Source organism: Nocardioides sp. NPDC101246 (assembly GCF_044767415.1).
In the GTDB taxonomy this organism is placed as follows: domain Bacteria; phylum Actinomycetota; class Actinomycetes; order Propionibacteriales; family Nocardioidaceae; genus Nocardioides.
The window spans coordinates 20,204-36,657 of sequence record NZ_JBIWNX010000012.1 but is presented as its reverse complement, the minus strand read 5'-3'; the positions used below and the strand labels follow the sequence as shown (position 1 = coordinate 36,657).

The window sequence follows — 16,454 nt, the reverse complement described above, 5'->3', positions numbered from 1 at the left end:
GCCATGTGCGAACCGGTCCTCAGCCCTTCACGGATCCGGCCGTGAGTCCACGGACGAAGTAACGCTGCAGCGAGAAGAACACCAGCAGCGGCACCGTCATCGTGATGAACGCACCAGCGGTGAGCAGGTGCCACTCCTGACCACGGTCGCCGATCAGGTCGCGCAACGTGATCGTGACGACCTCGTTGTCACCCGCCCCGAGGAAGATGAGCGCGACCAGGAGGTCGTTCCAGACCCAGAGGAACTGGAAGATCGCGAACGCTGCCAGCGCGGGCACCGACATCGGCACGATCAGCCTCCAGAAGGTCTGGAAGTGGGAGGCCCCGTCGATCTCGGCCGACTCGATGATCTCCTGCGGCAGGGTCGCCATGTAGCTGCGCAGGATGAAGACCGCCAACGGCATCCCGAACGCGGTGTGGGCCAGCCACACCGCGAGGAAGGTGCCGTTGAGGTCGTAGCTCCCGAACAGGTTGAGCAGCGGCACGAACGCCACCTGCAGCGGGACCACCAGCAACCCGACGATCAGCATGAACAGCACGTTGCGTCCCGGGAACCGCATGAACGTGAACGCGTACGCAGCGAACGCGGCGATCATGATCGGCAGCACCGTCGCGGGGACGGAGACGACGATCGAGTTCACGAAGGCGTTCGCCATCCCGCTCTCGAGGACCTGCGTGTAGCTGTCGAAGGTCCACTGGGAGAACGGGTCGGTGATGACCGTCCACCAGCCCGACGACTTCACGTCGGCCTCGTCGCGGAACGACGAGATCAGCAGACCCAGCGTCGGGATGAACCAGAGGACGCAGAGCAGGAAGATGCCCACACGGACAGCGACGCTGCCGAGGGTAAAGCTCCTCATCAGCGGGCCTCCTGCTTCTTGAACTGGCGCATCTGGTAGACCATCACCGGGATCACCGCGATCATCAGGACCACGACCACCGCGGCCGCGCGACCGGCGTCACCGAACTCGAAAAGCTCGAGGACGAAGGTGTTGGCCAGCACCGAGGTGCCGGAGCGGCCACCGGTCATCACGTAGACGATGTCGAAGACCTTCATCACCAGGATGAGGATGGTCACGAAGACCACGATCACCGTCGGCCAGATCTGCGGTACGACGACCTTGAAGAAGATCTGGATCTCGCTGGCCCCGTCGATCCGCGCCGCCTCCACGGTGTCCTCGGGGACGCCCTTGATCGCCGAGGAGAGCAGCACCATCGCGAACCCCGCCTGCAACCAGATCATGATGACGATCAGGAGCAGGTCGTTGAGGTTGTAGTCGGAGATCCGCAGCCAGGCGACCGGCTCGAACCCGAGACTGGTCGAGATCGCGGAGAGGAGCCCGATCTGCTTGTCGCCCTGCGCGAACCTGGTCGCGTAGACGAAACCCCAGATCGTGCTCGCCCCGACGAAGCTGATCGCCATCGGCATGAAGATGACCGACTTCGCGACCCGCTCCGGGAACGCCTTGAGCTGGTCGGCCAGCACCGCCACGAGCAGGCCGACGATGACGCTGGCGGCCGGGACGATGAGGATCCAGAGCAGGTTGTTGACCAACGTGCCGATGAACTCGTCGTCCCGGAAGAGCGCCGTGTAGTTGTCGAACCCGACCCAGTTGATGCTGTTGTCATCGGCGAAGCTGTACATCACCGTCATCAGGGCCGGGTAGACCAGGAAGACGGCGACCACCACGATGGCCGGGCCGATGAAGACGTACGGCTTGACGCGCCTCTCCCACTTGCCCGGCAGCAGGCCCGAGAGGAAGTTGAGCAGCCAGAAGAGGGCAGCGGTGCCACCGACCCCGAGGACGATGGCAACCAGGCCGTTGAGGATCTTCAGGTAAGGATCATCGCTCATCCTCGCCAGCTCTCCTCGATCGCGTCGGCCGCCTCCTGAGCGCTCTTCTCACCTCCGACATAGGCGTTCATCTCGCTCCAGAAGGTGCCGGCGCCGACCTGCGCGGGCATCAGGTCAGAACCGTCGAAGCGGAAGGTGTCAGCGTCCTGCAGCAGGGTCGCGATCTCACCGAACATCGGGTCGGCGTACTGGGAGTTGTCGAACTCCGTGCTCGGCGAGAGCCAGCCACCGGCCTGGGCCCACTCGGCACCGAAGTCGGGAGACGCGAAGAACTCCATCAGCTCCACCACGTCGGTGTCGTTGGTGAAGGCGGTCGCCATGTCACCGCCGCCGAGCACCGGGTTGCCCTCGAAGCCGCCCTCCATGTTGCCCGGGAGCGCGAAGACGCCGACGTTGCCGGCCAGGTCCTGCTGGACGTCCTTCGGGAAGAAGGTGGTGATGAAGTTGGCCTGGCGGTGCATCTCGCAGCCCGGCTTCGCGTCGAAGAGCGGGAGCGGGGAGTCGCCGAAGGGCTCGCTCAGGGTGCCGTCGGCCCCGCCGCGTACGTTCTTCGGCTTGTTGATGATGTCGCCCATGGTCTCGATCGCCTGGACGATCTTCGGGTCGTTGAAGGGGACCTCGTGGGAGACCCAGTCGTCGTAGAACTCCGGGCCTTCCTGGCGCAGGACGATCTCCTCGACCCAGTCGGTGTAGACCCAGCCGGTGTCGGCACCGGCCTCGGCGCCGAGGCACCACGGGGTCTGGCCCTTGGCGATCATCTGGTCCTCGAGAGCCCGCAGCTCGTCCCAGGTCGTGGGCGTCTTGTAGCCGGCCTGCTCGAAGTTCTTCGGGGTCCAGACCAGCGACTTCATCGAGACGCGGATCGGGACGCCGTAGGTCTTGTCGTCGATCTCGACCGAGTCCATCAGGCCGGGGATCATGGTGTCGTCGAGCGAGCCGACGTCGATGAGGTCGTCCAGCGGGAGCGTGTCACCCGACTCGGTCAGGTCGCCGACCAGACCGGGCTGCGGGAAGAACGCGATGTCGGGCGCGTCGTTTCCGTTGACCTTGGTGCGGATCTCGGTGGTGAAGTCTGCGGAGGGGGTGTAGGTCACCTCGATCCCGGTCTTCTCGGTGAACGTGTCGAGGGCCGCGTTGAGCCCCACTGCCTCGCCCTCGGGGATCGCGCCGAGGATCTGGATGCTGCCGTCGCCCTCTTCGGTGTCGCCGGCATCGTTGCTGCCTCCGCCACCGGGGACGCCGCAGCCGGTCACGGCGAGCAGACCTGCGACCACTGCTCCGATTTGCCACTTTCGCACGTGCATCTGATTGCACCCTCCATCGTCGTTTGATCCACGGAGTCGTGCCACGCAGGCCGCGTCGGGTCCACGAGGCATCGCCTCGTTATGTGATCTCCGTAACATTAGTCGCTACGGTCCATCGATGTCCCGGGCAAATTGTCGAACACTTACCCGAGAACGCGCAGGAGGATACCGCTCACGCACTCCGGTACCAGGAAGACCCGCCAGCCCGGTGTGACTCCGGCGGCGGAGTTAGGCCAGAATCAGCGCCCAAATGAACTATCCGCACCCTCCCCATCAAGGCCCTGGTCAAGGGCCCCCTCACCAGCCTCCTCGCGACCCGCTGGCCGTGGCCGGCCGGTTGGCCGCTGTCATCTGCTCGATCCTCTTCTGGCTGATCGCGGCGATCGCCGTGATCGCTGCAGTCATCGGCATCTTCCGGGCCTTCGGCGGCGGCCTGGCGTGGCGTACGGTCGGGATCTGGGCCGTCGCCGGCGTCGGCTGCTTCGCGTTCTCCTGGATCATCGCCGCGCTCGGCCGGATCGGGCTCGACGACGAGCCGATCGGGTCGTGGCGCGTCGCGCCGTTCGAGCTGGCGCGCATCCTCTACCGCAACCGATGACAGGTCGTTCCCCGACGACAACAGGCCGTACGTCGCGCGTGCCCGCGCGGCGTACGGCCTGCTGTCGTGGGGTCTAGACGCGCGCCTTGTCGGTCTCCGCCGCGGGCGTAGCCGCGTGGTCGTCGACCATGGTCGTCTCGTCGAAGGCGTCCTGACCGTCCAGGACACGGTCGAGCTGGCGGTGGTCGATGGTCTTGGTCCAGTGGCCGACCAGCACGGTGGCGACCGAGTTGCCGGCGAAGTTGGTCAGCGCACGGGCCTCGGACATGAACCGGTCGATGCCCACGATGAGCCCGACCCCGTCGACCATCTCCGGGCGGTGGGACTGCAGGCCGCCGGCCAGGGTCGCCAGGCCCGCACCGGTGACACCCGCGGCACCCTTGGAGGCGATCATCATGAACAGCAGCAGGCCGATCTGCTCGCCGATGCTCAGCGGGTCACCCATCGCGTCGGCGATGAAGATCGAGGCCATCGTCAGGTAGATCGCGGTGCCGTCCAGGTTGAACGAGTAGCCCGTGGGGACCACGACACCGACCGTCGCCTTCTCGACACCGGCGTGCTCCATCTTCGCGATCAGGCGCGGGAGGGCCGACTCGGACGAGCTGGTGGAGAGGATGAGCAGGAACTCGCGGGCGAGGTACTTGAGGAGCTTGAAGATGTTCACGCCGGTGGCCAGTTTGAGGAGCGCGCCCAGGATGCCGAAGACGAAGATCGCGCAGGTGATGTAGAAGGCGATCATGATGACGGCGAGGCTCTTCAGGGCGTCGATACCGGTCTCGCCCACCACACCGGCGATGGCACCGAAGGCGCCGACCGGGGCTGCCCACATGATCATCGCGAGCACCCGGAAGATCAGGTTCTGGATCGCGGTGATCGCGTTGAGGATCGGCTTGCCCGACTCCCCCATCCGCTGCAGCGCGAAGCCGACCAGCAGCGCGACCAGCAGGGTCTGCAGCACGATGCCGGAGGTCAGGGCCGAGAAGAGCGAGGTCGGGATGATGCTGAGGAGGAAGTCGGTCGTGCTCGCGTGGCCCTCCGACGCCGCCTCCTGGCCCGCGCCGGACGCGTCCGAGCTGATCTGGAGGCCGGTGCCGGGGTCGATGATGTTGCCGACGATCATGCCGATCGTCAGGGCGACCGTGGACATCACGATGAAGTAGATCAGCGCCAGGCCGCCGACCTTGCCGACCTTGGCCGCGCTGGCGACCGAGCCGACGCCGATGACCAGGGTGCAGAAGATGATCGGCTGGATCATCATCTTGATCAGGTTCACGAACGCCGTGCCGATCGGCTTCAGCTCCACCGCGAACGACGGGGCGATCAGCCCGACCAGGATGCCGAGGACCACCGCGACGATCACCGCGATGTAGAGATAATGTGTCCGGTCCTTCTTGGGTCTTGTCTCTGTGGGGGTCGTGCTCATCGTTCCTCCTGGTCCGGTGTGTCCTGCCCTCCGGGGCAACTCGGGCAACTCTCCGGGAGAACGTGACGACCGTCACTGTTGTGTTCGTTGTGTTCGTGGCCACGATCACAACCACGCCACGGAGGTGGTCCAGAATGAGGTCGTGTCCCGTGTCCACCCGTTCCGCCCCCGCGTTCTCCGCGATCGGCCGGTGGCCCAGCAGGTTCTGCTCCTCCAGTTCGGCACGGTGCTGCTGCTCGTCGTCACCGGCATCCTGATGGCCTCCTACGACGCCCAGCGCGACTCCTACAGCCGCGCCACCCAGCGTGCGGTGGCCGTCGCCCAGACCGTCGCCGACTCCCCCACCGTCCGTACGGCGCTGCTCGGCGATGACCCGACGGCGACCCTCCAGCCCTGGACCGAGCAGGTACGCCGCGACACCGACACCGACTTCGTCGTGGTGATGGACCTGGACCGCACCCGCTACACCCACACCGATCCGCGTCAGATCGGCGGGAAGTTCGTCGGCGACCTCGGTGGCGCACCCGACGGCGAGGTCTTCACCCAGCAGTACACCGGCACGCTCGGACCGTCGGTGCGCGCGGTGGTTCCGGTCGAGGCCGGCGACGAGGTCGTCGCGCTCGTGTCGGTCGGCATCACGGTCAGCGACATCAACCGCGGTCTGCGGCGCGACGTCACGATCGTGCTGCTGTGCGGCGCGCTCGTGCTGGCCGTCGGGCTGACCGGTGCCTGGCTGCTGAGCCGACGCCTGCACCGGCTGACCCACGGCATGGGCGAGCGGGAACTGGCCCGGATGTACGAGTACTACTCCGCCGTCCTCCACTCGGTCCGCGAGGGTCTGCTCCTGCTCGACGGAGAGGGGCGCGTGCAGTTGGTCAACGACGAGGCGCGGCGCCTGCTGGCGCTGCCGGACGACGTCATCGGCACCCGGATCGAGGACCTCGGGCTGGCGCCGGGACTGGTCGCCGCCGCCCGCGGCCGCACCGCCGAGTCCGACGACCTCTACCTCGCCGGCGAGCGGATCCTCGTCGTCTCCTCGGCACCGGCGCTGTGGGACGGCCGCGAGGTCGGCGCCGTGGTGACGCTGCGCGACCACACCGAGCTGCGCTCGGTGACCGGCGAGCTCGAGGTCGTACGCCGCCTCACCGAGTCGCTCCGGTCGCAGAACCACGAGGCGGCCAACCGGCTCCACACGGTGGTGTCCCTGATCGAGATGGGCAGGGAGCAGGATGCGGTCGAGTTCGCCACCGAGGAGCTCCAGGTCGCCCAGCTTCTCACCGACCGGGTCGTCGGTGCGGTCGAGGATCCCGTCGTGGCCGCGCTCCTGCTCGGCAAGTCGGCCGAGGCGGCCGAGCAGGGCGTCGAGTTCCGCATCGTCGGCGAGGTGCCGCCCGGCACGGGCATCCCGCCCCGTGACCTGGTGACGGTGCTGGGCAACCTCGTCGACAACGCCTTCGACGCCGTCTCCGGCTTCGAGTCCCGCCAGGTCGAGGTCCACCTCACCGGTGACGACGACACCCTCACGGTACGCGTCGGCGACAGCGGTCCGGGGCTGGTCGAGGCCGACTCGGCGCGCGTCCTCGACCGCGGCTGGACCACGAAGGCCGAGCCCGGCACGGGCCGGGGCCTGGGTCTCGCGCTGGTCGGCCAGATCGCCCGGCGTCATGGTGGCGAGGTCCTCATCGGCCGCTCGCACCTCGGTGGGGCCGAGTTCACCGTCACCCTCGCTACGGAGGTGGCCGCATGAACGTCAGGGTGCTGGTGGTCGAGGATGAGGCGCTCGCGGCCGAGGCCCATGCGGCGTACGTCGGGAGGGTCTCGGGCTTCGCCCTGGCCGGGATCGCGCGGTCGGCGCGGGAGGCGGTCCGCGCGCTCGACGCGGCCCGCGACGCGGGCACTCCGGTGGACCTGATCCTGCTCGACATGAACCTGCCCGACGGGCACGGGCTCGGGCTGCTCAGCAGGCTGCGTGCCGCCGGGCACCTGTGCGACGTGATCGCGGTGACGGCGGCGCGGGACACCAAGGTGGTGCGGCAGGCCGTCGTGCAGGGGGTCGTGCTCTATCTGCTCAAGCCGTTCACGTTCGCGACGTTCCGGGACAAGCTCGAGCAGTACGCCGACTATCGTGCCCGGCTCGAAGCTGCCCCCGAGGAGGTCGTCCAGGACGAGGTCGACCAGCTCCTGGGGTCGCTGCGTCCCACCGGGAGCACACCGCTGCCCAAGGGCATGAGCGCGGAGACGCTGCGGGCGGTGACGGCCGCGCTGCGCGAGGCCTCTGGTGACCTCTCGGCGAGCGAGGTCGCCGCGGTGGTCGGCGCGTCGCGGGTGACCGCGCGGCGCTACCTCGAGCACCTCGCCGACAAGGGTCTGGCCGCGCGCGGGGTTCGCTACGGTCCCAGCGGCGGCCGGCCCGAGGTCGGCTACTCCTGGCTCTGAACCGGCCGCCAGCCGTAAATCGTTCGCACCCGGGGTGTCTCGCCGGGCAGAGTCGATGCCCATGACCAGCAGCGACCTGTGGACCCGCGACGACGCCGAGCGCTACGACGACCCCGACGACTGGGTCAACTCGGCCGAGGTGACCGGGCCGGTGGCCCGCTTCCTCGCCGAGCTCGCCGGCGGCGGCCCCGCGCTCGAGCTCGCCATCGGAACGGGCCGGATCGGCGTACCGCTGCGGGAGCTGGGGGTGCCGGTCACCGGCATCGAGCTGTCCCAGCCGATGGTCGACGTGCTGCGGCGCAAGGTGGACGAGGCGACGATCCCGGTCGTGGTCGGTGACATGGCCGCCGCCGAGGCGCCCGGGGTGGGGACGTACTCGTTGGTCTACCTGGTCTTCAACACGATCGGGAACCTGCGTACGCAGGAGGAGCAGGTCGCCTGCTTCGCCAACGCCGCTCGTCATCTGGCGCCGGGAGGACGCTTCCTGGTCGAGGTCGGCGTGCCGGGCCTGCGGCGGCTTCCGCCGGGCAGCCCCGCGATCCCGTTCGACGTCTCCGCAGCGCACCTCGGGTTCGACACCTACGACCTGGTCACCCAGCAGGCGATCTCGCACCACTACACCCGTGAGGCCGACGGCCGCTTCCGGTACGGGCCGCACAACTTCCGGTTCGTGTGGCCCTCCGAGCTGGACCTGATGGCGCGGTTGGCGGGAATGACCCTGGAGGCGAGGTACGCCGGCTGGGACCGCTCGCCCTTCACGAGCGAGTCGACGAGCCATGTCTCGCTCTGGCGCAAGCCGGCATAGTCCTGGACCCGTTCTGGCCGATGGGAGAGACTGGAGGCGGACGACGAATCCACCTATCCAGCCGCCACTGAAGGGAGCATGTGATGAGCATCGCCAGCCACTCTGACGACCTCACCCGTGTGCCGATGTCGTGGGAGGAATACCTCGACCGCGACGACCTCCCCGGCGAGTATTACGGAGGATCACTCGTCACCATGGCACCGCCCGGACGCATCCACCAACGCATCATCCACGATCTCCACGTCCTGCTCGCGCAGGATCTCGACGAGCACTGGGACATCACCCAAGGATGGGGTTGGTCCCCGGATGGCGTTCGGGAAGAGCTCATCCCCGACCTCATGGTCCACGACAAGACCACCGAGAATCGTGCGCTCCGGAGTACCCCGCACCTGGTCGTCGAGGTGCTCTCGAGCAACCGTCGCGACGACCTGGTCGCCAAGCTCAACCGCTACGCCCAGTGGGGCGCGCCGTGCTACTGGATCGTCGACCCGCGCGACCGGCTCGTGCTCACCCACGAGCTCCGCGACGGCTACTTCGTCGAGACCGGGCGGTTCACGGGCGGGACCGCCACGTTGACCTACGGCGACGTCGAGGTGCCCCTTGACGTGGATAAACTGCTCGGCTGATCGAGTCTCATTCGCGGCGCTGCAGTTCCCACGCGAGCCGAATCGCCTCTTTCACCGCGTCGGCCGGGGCACGGTCGAGGTATGCCTCGATCTTGTGGTGCGCCTCCAGCCTCGGGGGGATGCCGAAGGCGTCCGGCCAGCGATCGATCAGCGCGTCACGCTGCTTGATCGGAACGCGGACCAGGAGAGTTGTCGGGTCGGTCAGCCGGGCGACGAGGCGAGTGTGCTGTACGTACCAGCCTCGCGGCTTGCGGCTGCAGCCGTCCAGGGTGGACACGAAGGCGTCGACCTCGTCCGGGGTCATGCTTGTGGAGCGTACGCCGCCCGCCACCGCTCCGCAGCCACCTGCGCGGCTTCGCTGATCAGCGAGGTCAGCTCGGGGCGGTCCGGGACCGGGAACGAGGTGTAGGCGCTGCGGCCGCCCTCGACCGGGCGGCCGTAGGCCTTGGCCGCGAGGCGACCGTCGGGCAGGAGGCGTACGTTGAGGGTGCTGAGCCGGAAGACCACATCACGGCGGGTGTCCGTCCACTGAAGGGCTTCGGGAACGGCGACATTGATCGCCAGGGCGCTGACCTCGACCTCGTCACTCGTCACGGGCTGAGTCTAGGGCCGCCACAGCCCGATCTCCGCCGCGAAGCGGGTGGCGATGGACTCGATCACGCCACCGGAGGCGAGGAGTGCCTCGGTCTCGTCGGCGGACCCGCCGCCGTTGTCGCACAGGGTCCGGAGCCTGGCCAGGTCGGGCGCCAGCGCCGGTTCGATGTCGCTCCAGCGGGCGGCGGCCGCGACACGGTCGGTGGTCCAGGTGCCGTCGTGGACGCTGACCAGGCCGGCCAGGGCGAGGAGGGACTTGCGCGCGATCCGGCGGGACAGGTCGCTCGGGTCGTCGCGGCCGAGAGCTGCGCGCCACCTGCGCAGGGAGCGCTCGATGTCGCCGTTGAAGCCGCGGGCGGCGCGAGCGTCCGCCGGGAACCCGGGCGGGCCGGCGCCCGGATCGGGGCCGGCCAGATGCGCGCAGTAGTGGCGCAGGAACACCCGGTTGCCGTACGCCTCGTCGCCCTCGCCGAGATAGTCGTCCGCGGACGCCGCCGCGATCTCCACGCCGCGACAGACCTCGGCGAAAGCCGCCGACGCCTCCGCGCCGACCTGGGAGGCATCGGCCGCCGGGAGCCCGATCGTCAGCAGGTCGACATCGGAGAGGGGCACGGTGGCCGTGCCGTTGGCAACCGAGCCGTAGACGTGGACCGCCACCTCCGGCGGGACCCGCCCGAGGACGTAGGCAAGGATCGGCTCGAATGCGGACGGCACTCGGTCCCGACGTGCTCCCGTGACGATCAGACCGTCAGGGGTCACGCCCTCGCGTGGATCGGCCATGAGGCTCAGGTGAGGCGGAGCGCCATCTTCGACTCGGTGCGCGGGTCGCCCTCGGGGAAGGGCTGCGTCTCACCGGTGAGCTCGAAGCCGAGGCGTTCGTAGAGGCGGCGCCCGGACTCGTTGCCGTCGACGACCCACAGGGTCAGCACCGAGGCGCCGTCACGACGCGCCCAGCCGGCAACCGCCAGGATGAGACCCTCGGCGAGGCCGTGACCACGCGCCTCGGGGGCGAGCCACATGTTGATCAGGTGGTGCTCGTCGTCATGGATGATCCCGGCGGCGAGCCCTGAGGGATTCTCGCCGAGCCAGGCGATGTAGGCGGCACCGGAGGCCGCCCACAGCCGCCAACGCTCGTCGGGCCAGGTCACCACCTCGTCGTAGGAGGCCCAGAACGCACGAGGTGTGTCCTGGAGAGCCGCGAGGCGCACCTTCTTGAGCGCCGGCCACTCGTCCTCGACGACGACACGCACCTGCGCCGTCGGGACCACCTTGTCAGGGGCCCCGACGCCGGGGATCGAGCTGGGTCGCTTCGGAGCAGGCACGAGCTCAGGCGAGGTCGAGACCGGGGTACAGCGGGAACTTCGCGAGCAGCTCCGCCGCGGCGGCCTTGGTGTTGTCGGCGACGGAGTCCTCGATGGCGTAGGACGCCTTGGACGGGCCACCGGCCTTCGTGGTGCCGGGGGACGTCTTCGAGAGCACGTCGACGATGAGCTCGGCGACGCGGTCGAACTCGTCGGCGCCGAAGCCGCGGGTGGTCAGCGCCGGGGTGCCGAGGCGGATGCCCGAGGTGTACCAGGCACCGTTGGGGTCGGCCGGGACCGAGTTGCGGTTGGTGACCACGCCGGAGTCGAGCAGCGCCGACTCGGCCTGGCGGCCGGTGAGGCCGAAGCTCGTCACGTCCAGCAGCACGAGGTGGTTGTCGGTGCCGCCGGTGACCAGCTTGGCGCCGCGCTTGAGGAAGCCCTCGGCGAGCGACTTGGCGTTGTCGGCGACCTGCTGGGCGTAGGTCTGGAAGCTCTCCTGCTTGGCCTCGGCGAAGGCGACGGCCTTCGCGGCCATCACGTGGGACAGCGGGCCACCGAGGACCATCGGGCAGCCGCGGTCGACGCTCGGGGCGTACTCCTCGGTGGCGAGGATGAAGCCGCCGCGCGGGCCGCGGAGCGACTTGTGCGAGGTCGAGGTGACGACGTCGGCGTAGGGAACCGGGTTCTCCTCGCCCTGGAAGACCTTGCCGGCGACGAGGCCGGCGAAGTGGGCCATGTCGACCATCAGGGTGGCGCCGACCTCGTCGGCGATCTCGCGCATCTTGGCGAAGTTCACCCGGCGCGGGTAGGCGGAGTAGCCGGCCACGATGATCAGCGGCTGGAACTCCTTCGCCTTGGCCCGCAGCGAGTCGTAGTCGAGCAGCCCGGTCTCCGGGTCGGTGCCGTACTGGTTCTGGTGGAACATCTTGCCGGAGATGTTCGGGCGGAAGCCGTGGGTGAGGTGGCCGCCGGCGTCCAGCGACATGCCCAGCAGGCGCTGGTTGCCGAGCTCGGCACGCAGCGTCTCCCAGTCGGCCTCGGAGAGCTCGTTCATGTTCTTGACGGCCATCTTCTCCAGCCACGGGCCCTCGACCCGGTGGGCGAGGATGGCCCAGTAGGCCGTCAGGTTGGCGTCGATGCCGGAGTGGGGCTGGACGTAGGCGTACTCGGCGCCGAAGAGCTCCTTGGCGTGCTCGGCGGCGATCTGCTCGACGGTGTCGACGTTCTGGCAGCCGGCGTAGAAGCGGTGGCCGACAGTGCCCTCGGCGTACTTGTCGGAGAACCAGGTGCCCATCGTCATCAGCGTGGCGGGGCTCGCGTAGTTCTCGCTCGCGATCAGCTTGAGGCTGGCGCGCTGGTCGGCGAGCTCCTGCTTGGTCGCCTCGGCGATGCGGGGCTCCACGGAGGCGATGACCTCGAGGGCTTGGTTGTAGGCAGAACTCACAGTGCCTGAATTCACCGGGGCAGACAGATCGCTCATGGGTCACAGCCTAGTCAGCCGCGCGGACGAGAGCAGCATCGTGGTCGCCCGGTGCGTTGCGTACGTCCTCTATCACCGCCCCTGGGAATGACTGACTGCTCAGCCTGGTTAAGAGACCGTGACCAGATGGTGACCTCGGCCACACCGCCCGCGTGAACAAGCGGGAACGTCCCACATAACGGACCAATGTCTCATATATCGGGATTCCAGATTGCGTGTGGGCCGTCCGCTACCTGAGACTCCTTGACATGGTCACTGCTGCAACACATGCGCACCTCGTGGTTCGACGCCACGTGGACTATTGCCGCATCCGCAGCTCGATCTGTTGGCGCCACTGACGCCCAGCGCTCCGCATCCCCCGCGTCGAGCCGCTGGCCCGCCGCCCGACAGACATCCCGGGCGCCCGCCGCGAGCACGTCCCTGCTCCGCCGTGCGTCCACGACCGACGCAAAGGTTTCTCTGACATGAGCGACAACCGGTTTCAGGCCAAGCGCGCCACCCGAACCGAGATCCCCCGGCCCAAGAAGGGCGAGGGGCAGTGGGCCCTCGGCTACACCGAGCCGCTGAACAAGAACGAGGAGTCGAAGAAGAACGACGACCCGCTCAACGTTCGCGACCGGATCCTCTACACCTACTCCAAGCGCGGGTTCGACTCGATCGACCCGGCCGACATGCGCGGCCGCTTCCGCTGGTTCGGTCTCTACACCCAGCGCAAGCCCGGGATCGACGGCGGCAAGACCGCCATCCTCGACGAGGAGGAGCTCGACGACCGCTACTTCATGATGCGGGTCCGCTCCGACGGCAAGCTCCTCTCCCCCGCCGCGGTGCGCACGCTGGGTCAGATCAGTGTCGACTTCGCCCGGGACACCGCCGACATCACCGACCGCGAGAACATCCAGTACCACTGGATCGACATCGTCGACGTACCGGAGATCTGGTCGCGCCTCGAGGAGGTCGGGCTGCACTCGACCGAGGCGTGCGGTGACTCGCCGCGGCCGTTCCTCGGCTCGCCGGTCGCGGGCGTCGCCGCCGACGAGATCATCGACGGCACCTCGGCGCTGCGCGAGATCGAGTCCCGCTACCTGGGCGACCCGGCCTTCTCGAACTTCCCGCGCAAGTTCAAGACCGCGCTGACCGGCCACCCGTCGCACGACGTGGCGCCCGAGATCAACGACATCGCCTTCGTCGGCACCGTCCACCCCGAGCACGGGCCCGGCTTCGACGTCTGGGTCGGCGGCGGTCTGTCCACCAACCCGCGCCTGGCCGAGAAGCTCGGCGTGTGGGTGCCGCTCGACGAGGTCGCGGACGTGTGGGCGGGTGTCGCGGGCATCTTCCGCGACTACGGTTACCGCCGGCTGCGCTCGCGGGCCCGGCTGAAGTTCCTGGTCGCCGACTGGGGCAAGGAGAAGTTCCGCGAGGTCCTCGAGAACGAGTACCTCGACCGTCAGCTCGTCTCCAACCCCTCCCCTGAGTCACCCCTGGGCCACCGCGACCACGTCGGCGTCCACGACCAGAAGGACGGCAAGAAGTACGTCGGCCTGGCACCGATCGCCGGGCGCATCTCCGGCACCCACCTGGTCGAGCTCGCCGGCGTGATGGAGAAGTTCGCCGTCGAGGGCGCTCGGCTCACTCCGTACCAGAAGATCGTGCTCATCGGTGTCGAGCCCGCGGTCGTCGAGGACCTGATCACCGCGCTGGACCTGATCGGGTTCTCCGCACGGCCCTCCAACTGGCGCCAGAACACGATGGCCTGCACCGGGATCGAGTTCTGCAAGCTCGCCATCGTGGACACCAAGGATCGGGCGCGCGACCTGATCGCCTCGCTCGAGTCGCGGTTCCCGGAGCTGGACGCCTCGATCACCGTCAACGTCAACGGCTGCCCCAACGCCTGCGCCCGGACCCAGGTCGCCGACATCGGACTCAAGGGCCAGCTCGTGCTCGACGACGAGGGCAACCAGGTCGAGGGCTTCCAGGTGCACCTGGGCGGCGCGACCGGGCTGACCGCCAACTTCGGGCGCAAGCTGCGGGCCCACAAGGTCACGTCCGTCGGGCTCGACGACTACATCTCCGCGCTGGTCGTCAACTACCTGGCCGACCGCACCGACGGCGAGACCTTCTCGGCCTGGACCGCACGGGCCGACGAGGTCCTGCTGCGCGGCGAGAAGGCCTTGAGCGAGGTGCCCGCATGAGCTCCCGCGCCGGCACGCCGTTCCACTGCCCGTTCTGCGGGGAGACCGACCTGTGGCCCCACGAGGCCACGCACGGGTCCTGGGAGTGCCGCGCCTGCCTGCGGGCATTCCAGGTGAAGTCGTTGGGCCAGATCTCCCGGCCAGAAATCTCTCGGACCGTCACGAAGGAGGCGCAGGCATGAGCGTCAGCACAGCAGCCGCCCGGGCCAACCGCGGGGTGGACACCGATGGTCGTAGCCCCGAGGAGCTGCGCGAGATCGTCTCCCACTGGGGGGCCGAGCTCGAGCTCGCCCCGGCCGAGACGATCATCGAGTGGGCCGCCGCCACGTTCGGCGAGCGGTTCGCGATCACGTCCTCGATGGGTGACGCGGTCCTGGCGCATCTCGCCTCCAAGGTCGTACCCGGTATCGACGTGGTCTTCCTCGACACCGGCTACCACTTCATCGAGACGATCGGCACCCGCGACGCCGTCGAGGCGACGATGCCGGTCAACCTCCTCACGATCACGCCGGTGCAGAGCGTGGCCGAGCAGGACGCCGAATACGGCAAGGACCTCTACCGGACCGACCCCGACCTGTGCTGTGCACTGCGCAAGGTCAAGCCCCTGGCCGACTCGCTCGCCTCCTACGACGCCTGGGCCACCGGCCTGCGCCGCGCGGAGACGAAGAACCGGGTCATCGCCCCGGTGATCGGCTGGGACGCCAAGCGCCAGAAGGTCAAGGTATCGCCGATGGCGCGATGGTCCGACGAGCAGGTCGAGCGATATATCGAGGACAACGGAGTGCTCGTGAACCCGCTCGTCTATGACGGGTATCCCTCGATCGGCTGCGCGCCGTGCACCCGCCGGGTCGCCCCCGGCGAGGACCCGCGCAGCGGGCGATGGGCCGGCACCGGCAAGACCGAGTGCGGCATCCACGCCTGAACCCCCGCCCGTCTGAAGGGCGCAGAACCACCACAGACTTTCCCTGCAACACCGAAGGATGAAGACAATGGCAGCTCCCGCTCTGGTAGCCCTGGCTCACGGCAGCCGCGATCCGCAGTCCGCCGCGACCATCAACGCCCTCGTTGCCGAGGTACGCGCCCTGCGCCCCGACCTCCGCATCGAAGCCGCCTTCCTCGACCACTCCCGGCCGCGTTTCCAGGCCGTCATCGACAAGCTGGTCAAGGCCGGCCACGACGAGATCGTCGTCGTGCCGCTCCTGCTGACCGAGGCGTTCCACGCCCGCGTCGACGTACCCTCGGTCATCGCCGAGGCCACCGCGCGCCACTCCGGCCTGCGCATCCACACCAGCGCGATCCTCGGCCTCGAGAGCGTCTTCCTGCAGGTGCTCGACGAGCGCCTGCGGGAGTCCCTGAAGTCGGCCCGGGTACGCGAGCTCGACGCTCTCGTCCTGGCCGCCGCCGGCTCCTCGGACTCGCTGGCCAACCAGTCGGTCGCCCGCCTGGCCCGGATCTGGGGCTCCCACCACAAGCTGCCGGTCGTGGCCGCGTACGCCTCGGCCGCTCCTCCGGCCACCGGCGAGGCCGTCCGTGCCTTCCGAGCCGAGGGCCGCCGCCACATCGCCGTCGGCATGCTCTTCCTCGCTCCCGGACAGCTGCCCGACCGCGCCAAGGAGCTCGCCCTCGAGGCCGGCGCCGTCGCGGTCTCCGACCCGATGGGCGCCCACCCCGAGGTCGCCCGCACCATCCTGGCCCGTTACGCCGTCGGTGCCGTGGAGCTCGTCCCGGTCTGATCCGCCCAGCGCCGAGTCGGCGCATCCTGACACAGATCCCCGCCGAGTCGGCGCGTCATGACGCGCCGACTCGGCGCTGGTTTTGGTCAGGACGGGCCGACTCGGCGG

General features: G+C 68.7%; 18 protein-coding genes. 9 read left to right on the top strand and 9 right to left on the bottom strand.

The window, feature by feature from the left end; translation table 11 throughout:
- Positions 1 to 19: 19 nt before the first annotated feature.
- From ACIRON_RS21270 to ACIRON_RS21260, 3 genes are read right to left on the bottom strand one after another with little or no spacing between them, the layout of a single operon-like run.
- On the bottom strand, positions 20 to 859 hold the full coding sequence (locus ACIRON_RS21270; protein ID WP_402995221.1) for a carbohydrate ABC transporter permease: 840 nt from the start codon (positions 857 to 859) through the stop codon (positions 20 to 22).
- Positions 859 to 1,854, bottom strand: a complete 996-nt coding sequence (locus ACIRON_RS21265; protein ID WP_402995219.1) for a carbohydrate ABC transporter permease — start codon at positions 1,852 to 1,854, stop codon at positions 859 to 861. Before ACIRON_RS21265 ends, ACIRON_RS21270 begins: the two co-directional genes overlap by 1 nt.
- Positions 1,851 to 3,152, bottom strand: a complete 1,302-nt coding sequence (locus tag ACIRON_RS21260) for an ABC transporter substrate-binding protein (protein ID WP_402995217.1) — start codon at positions 3,150 to 3,152, stop codon at positions 1,851 to 1,853. The genes ACIRON_RS21265 and ACIRON_RS21260 overlap by 4 nt, the downstream gene beginning before the upstream one ends.
- A 331-nt stretch (positions 3,153 to 3,483) precedes the next feature.
- Here ACIRON_RS21260 and ACIRON_RS21255 point away from each other — a divergent pair, with 331 nt between their 5' ends.
- Positions 3,484 to 3,756, top strand: a complete 273-nt coding sequence (locus tag ACIRON_RS21255) for a hypothetical protein (protein WP_402995215.1) — start codon at positions 3,484 to 3,486, stop codon at positions 3,754 to 3,756.
- Positions 3,757 to 3,829: 73 nt separating this feature from the next.
- Here ACIRON_RS21255 and ACIRON_RS21250 read toward each other — a convergent pair whose 3' ends face one another.
- Positions 3,830 to 5,179, bottom strand: coding sequence for a cation:dicarboxylate symporter family transporter (locus ACIRON_RS21250; RefSeq protein WP_402995213.1), 1,350 nt, complete (start codon positions 5,177 to 5,179; stop codon positions 3,830 to 3,832).
- A 142-nt stretch (positions 5,180 to 5,321) separates the two neighbouring features.
- Here ACIRON_RS21250 and ACIRON_RS21245 point away from each other — a divergent pair, with 142 nt between their 5' ends.
- The 4 genes from ACIRON_RS21245 to ACIRON_RS21230 all read left to right on the top strand — a co-directional run bounded on the left by ACIRON_RS21245 (position 5,322) and on the right by ACIRON_RS21230 (position 9,046).
- Positions 5,322 to 6,926, top strand: coding sequence for an ATP-binding protein (locus tag ACIRON_RS21245; protein WP_402995211.1), 1,605 nt, complete (start codon positions 5,322 to 5,324; stop codon positions 6,924 to 6,926).
- Complete coding sequence (locus tag ACIRON_RS21240; protein WP_402995209.1) at positions 6,923 to 7,615, top strand: response regulator; 693 nt, start codon at positions 6,923 to 6,925, stop codon at positions 7,613 to 7,615. Before ACIRON_RS21245 ends, ACIRON_RS21240 begins: the two co-directional genes overlap by 4 nt.
- Positions 7,616 to 7,676: 61 nt before the next feature.
- On the top strand, positions 7,677 to 8,420 hold the full coding sequence (locus tag ACIRON_RS21235) for a class I SAM-dependent DNA methyltransferase (RefSeq protein ID WP_402995207.1): 744 nt from the start codon (positions 7,677 to 7,679) through the stop codon (positions 8,418 to 8,420).
- 83 nt (positions 8,421 to 8,503) lie between these two features.
- Entirely contained in the window at positions 8,504 to 9,046 is a 543-nt protein-coding gene (locus tag ACIRON_RS21230) for a Uma2 family endonuclease (RefSeq protein WP_402995205.1), read from the top strand.
- 7 nt (positions 9,047 to 9,053) lie between these two features.
- Here ACIRON_RS21230 and ACIRON_RS21225 read toward each other — a convergent pair whose 3' ends face one another.
- Genes ACIRON_RS21225 through ACIRON_RS21205 form a run of 5 tightly spaced genes read right to left on the bottom strand, consistent with a single transcriptional unit; the run spans position 9,054 to position 12,424 of the window.
- Complete coding sequence (locus tag ACIRON_RS21225; protein ID WP_402995203.1) at positions 9,054 to 9,350, bottom strand: hypothetical protein; 297 nt, start codon at positions 9,348 to 9,350, stop codon at positions 9,054 to 9,056.
- Complete coding sequence (locus ACIRON_RS21220; protein WP_402995201.1) at positions 9,347 to 9,640, bottom strand: hypothetical protein; 294 nt, start codon at positions 9,638 to 9,640, stop codon at positions 9,347 to 9,349. The genes ACIRON_RS21225 and ACIRON_RS21220 overlap by 4 nt, the downstream gene beginning before the upstream one ends.
- A gap of 9 nt (positions 9,641 to 9,649) precedes the next feature.
- The gene (locus ACIRON_RS21215; RefSeq protein ID WP_402995199.1) at positions 9,650 to 10,420 is read right to left on the bottom strand and encodes a hypothetical protein; all 771 of its coding nucleotides are present in this window, start codon (positions 10,418 to 10,420) and stop codon (positions 9,650 to 9,652) included.
- 5 nt (positions 10,421 to 10,425) lie between these two features.
- Positions 10,426 to 10,962: a GNAT family N-acetyltransferase gene (locus ACIRON_RS21210; RefSeq protein WP_402995197.1), complete on the bottom strand. Its 537-nt coding sequence runs from the start codon at positions 10,960 to 10,962 to the stop codon at positions 10,426 to 10,428.
- Between the two features lie 4 nt (positions 10,963 to 10,966).
- Complete coding sequence (locus ACIRON_RS21205; protein ID WP_402995195.1) at positions 10,967 to 12,424, bottom strand: glycine hydroxymethyltransferase; 1,458 nt, start codon at positions 12,422 to 12,424, stop codon at positions 10,967 to 10,969.
- Positions 12,425 to 12,888: 464 nt separating this feature from the next.
- Between ACIRON_RS21205 and ACIRON_RS21200 the strand changes: the two genes are divergently transcribed.
- The 4 genes from ACIRON_RS21200 to ACIRON_RS21185 all read left to right on the top strand — a co-directional run bounded on the left by ACIRON_RS21200 (position 12,889) and on the right by ACIRON_RS21185 (position 16,346).
- A complete protein-coding gene (locus tag ACIRON_RS21200; RefSeq protein WP_402995193.1) occupies positions 12,889 to 14,613 on the top strand; it encodes a nitrite/sulfite reductase in 1,725 nt (574 codons plus the stop codon).
- Positions 14,610 to 14,795: a hypothetical protein gene (locus ACIRON_RS21195; protein ID WP_402995191.1), complete on the top strand. Its 186-nt coding sequence runs from the start codon at positions 14,610 to 14,612 to the stop codon at positions 14,793 to 14,795. The genes ACIRON_RS21200 and ACIRON_RS21195 overlap by 4 nt, the downstream gene beginning before the upstream one ends.
- Positions 14,792 to 15,535 (top strand): phosphoadenylyl-sulfate reductase, encoded by a 744-nt coding sequence (locus ACIRON_RS21190; protein WP_402995189.1) that lies wholly within the window; start codon positions 14,792 to 14,794, stop codon positions 15,533 to 15,535. The genes ACIRON_RS21195 and ACIRON_RS21190 overlap by 4 nt, the downstream gene beginning before the upstream one ends.
- Positions 15,536 to 15,602: 67 nt before the next feature.
- Positions 15,603 to 16,346, top strand: a complete 744-nt coding sequence (locus ACIRON_RS21185) for a sirohydrochlorin chelatase (protein ID WP_091040942.1) — start codon at positions 15,603 to 15,605, stop codon at positions 16,344 to 16,346.
- Positions 16,347 to 16,454 lie beyond the last annotated feature (108 nt).

Excerpts from the sequence above, each read along its gene's own strand:
- ACIRON_RS21195 (WP_402995191.1), top strand. The coding sequence starts at position 14,610 with ATGAGCTCCCGCGCCGGCACGCCGTTCCACTGCCCGTTCTGCGGGGAG.
- ACIRON_RS21265 (WP_402995219.1), bottom strand. The coding sequence starts at position 1,854 with ATGAGCGATGATCCTTACCTGAAGATCCTCAACGGCCTGGTTGCCATC.
- ACIRON_RS21185 (WP_091040942.1), top strand. The coding sequence starts at position 15,603 with ATGGCAGCTCCCGCTCTGGTAGCCCTGGCTCACGGCAGCCGCGATCCG.
- ACIRON_RS21270 (WP_402995221.1), bottom strand. The coding sequence starts at position 859 with ATGAGGAGCTTTACCCTCGGCAGCGTCGCTGTCCGTGTGGGCATCTTC.
- ACIRON_RS21230 (WP_402995205.1), top strand. The coding sequence starts at position 8,504 with ATGAGCATCGCCAGCCACTCTGACGACCTCACCCGTGTGCCGATGTCG.
- ACIRON_RS21250 (WP_402995213.1), bottom strand. The coding sequence starts at position 5,179 with ATGAGCACGACCCCCACAGAGACAAGACCCAAGAAGGACCGGACACAT.
- ACIRON_RS21215 (WP_402995199.1), bottom strand. The coding sequence starts at position 10,420 with ATGGCCGATCCACGCGAGGGCGTGACCCCTGACGGTCTGATCGTCACG.
- ACIRON_RS21200 (WP_402995193.1), top strand. The coding sequence starts at position 12,889 with ATGAGCGACAACCGGTTTCAGGCCAAGCGCGCCACCCGAACCGAGATC.
- ACIRON_RS21190 (WP_402995189.1), top strand. The coding sequence starts at position 14,792 with ATGAGCGTCAGCACAGCAGCCGCCCGGGCCAACCGCGGGGTGGACACC.
- ACIRON_RS21240 (WP_402995209.1), top strand. The coding sequence starts at position 6,923 with ATGAACGTCAGGGTGCTGGTGGTCGAGGATGAGGCGCTCGCGGCCGAG.
- ACIRON_RS21235 (WP_402995207.1), top strand. The coding sequence starts at position 7,677 with ATGACCAGCAGCGACCTGTGGACCCGCGACGACGCCGAGCGCTACGAC.
- ACIRON_RS21225 (WP_402995203.1), bottom strand. The coding sequence starts at position 9,350 with ATGACCCCGGACGAGGTCGACGCCTTCGTGTCCACCCTGGACGGCTGC.
- ACIRON_RS21205 (WP_402995195.1), bottom strand. The coding sequence starts at position 12,424 with ATGAGCGATCTGTCTGCCCCGGTGAATTCAGGCACTGTGAGTTCTGCC.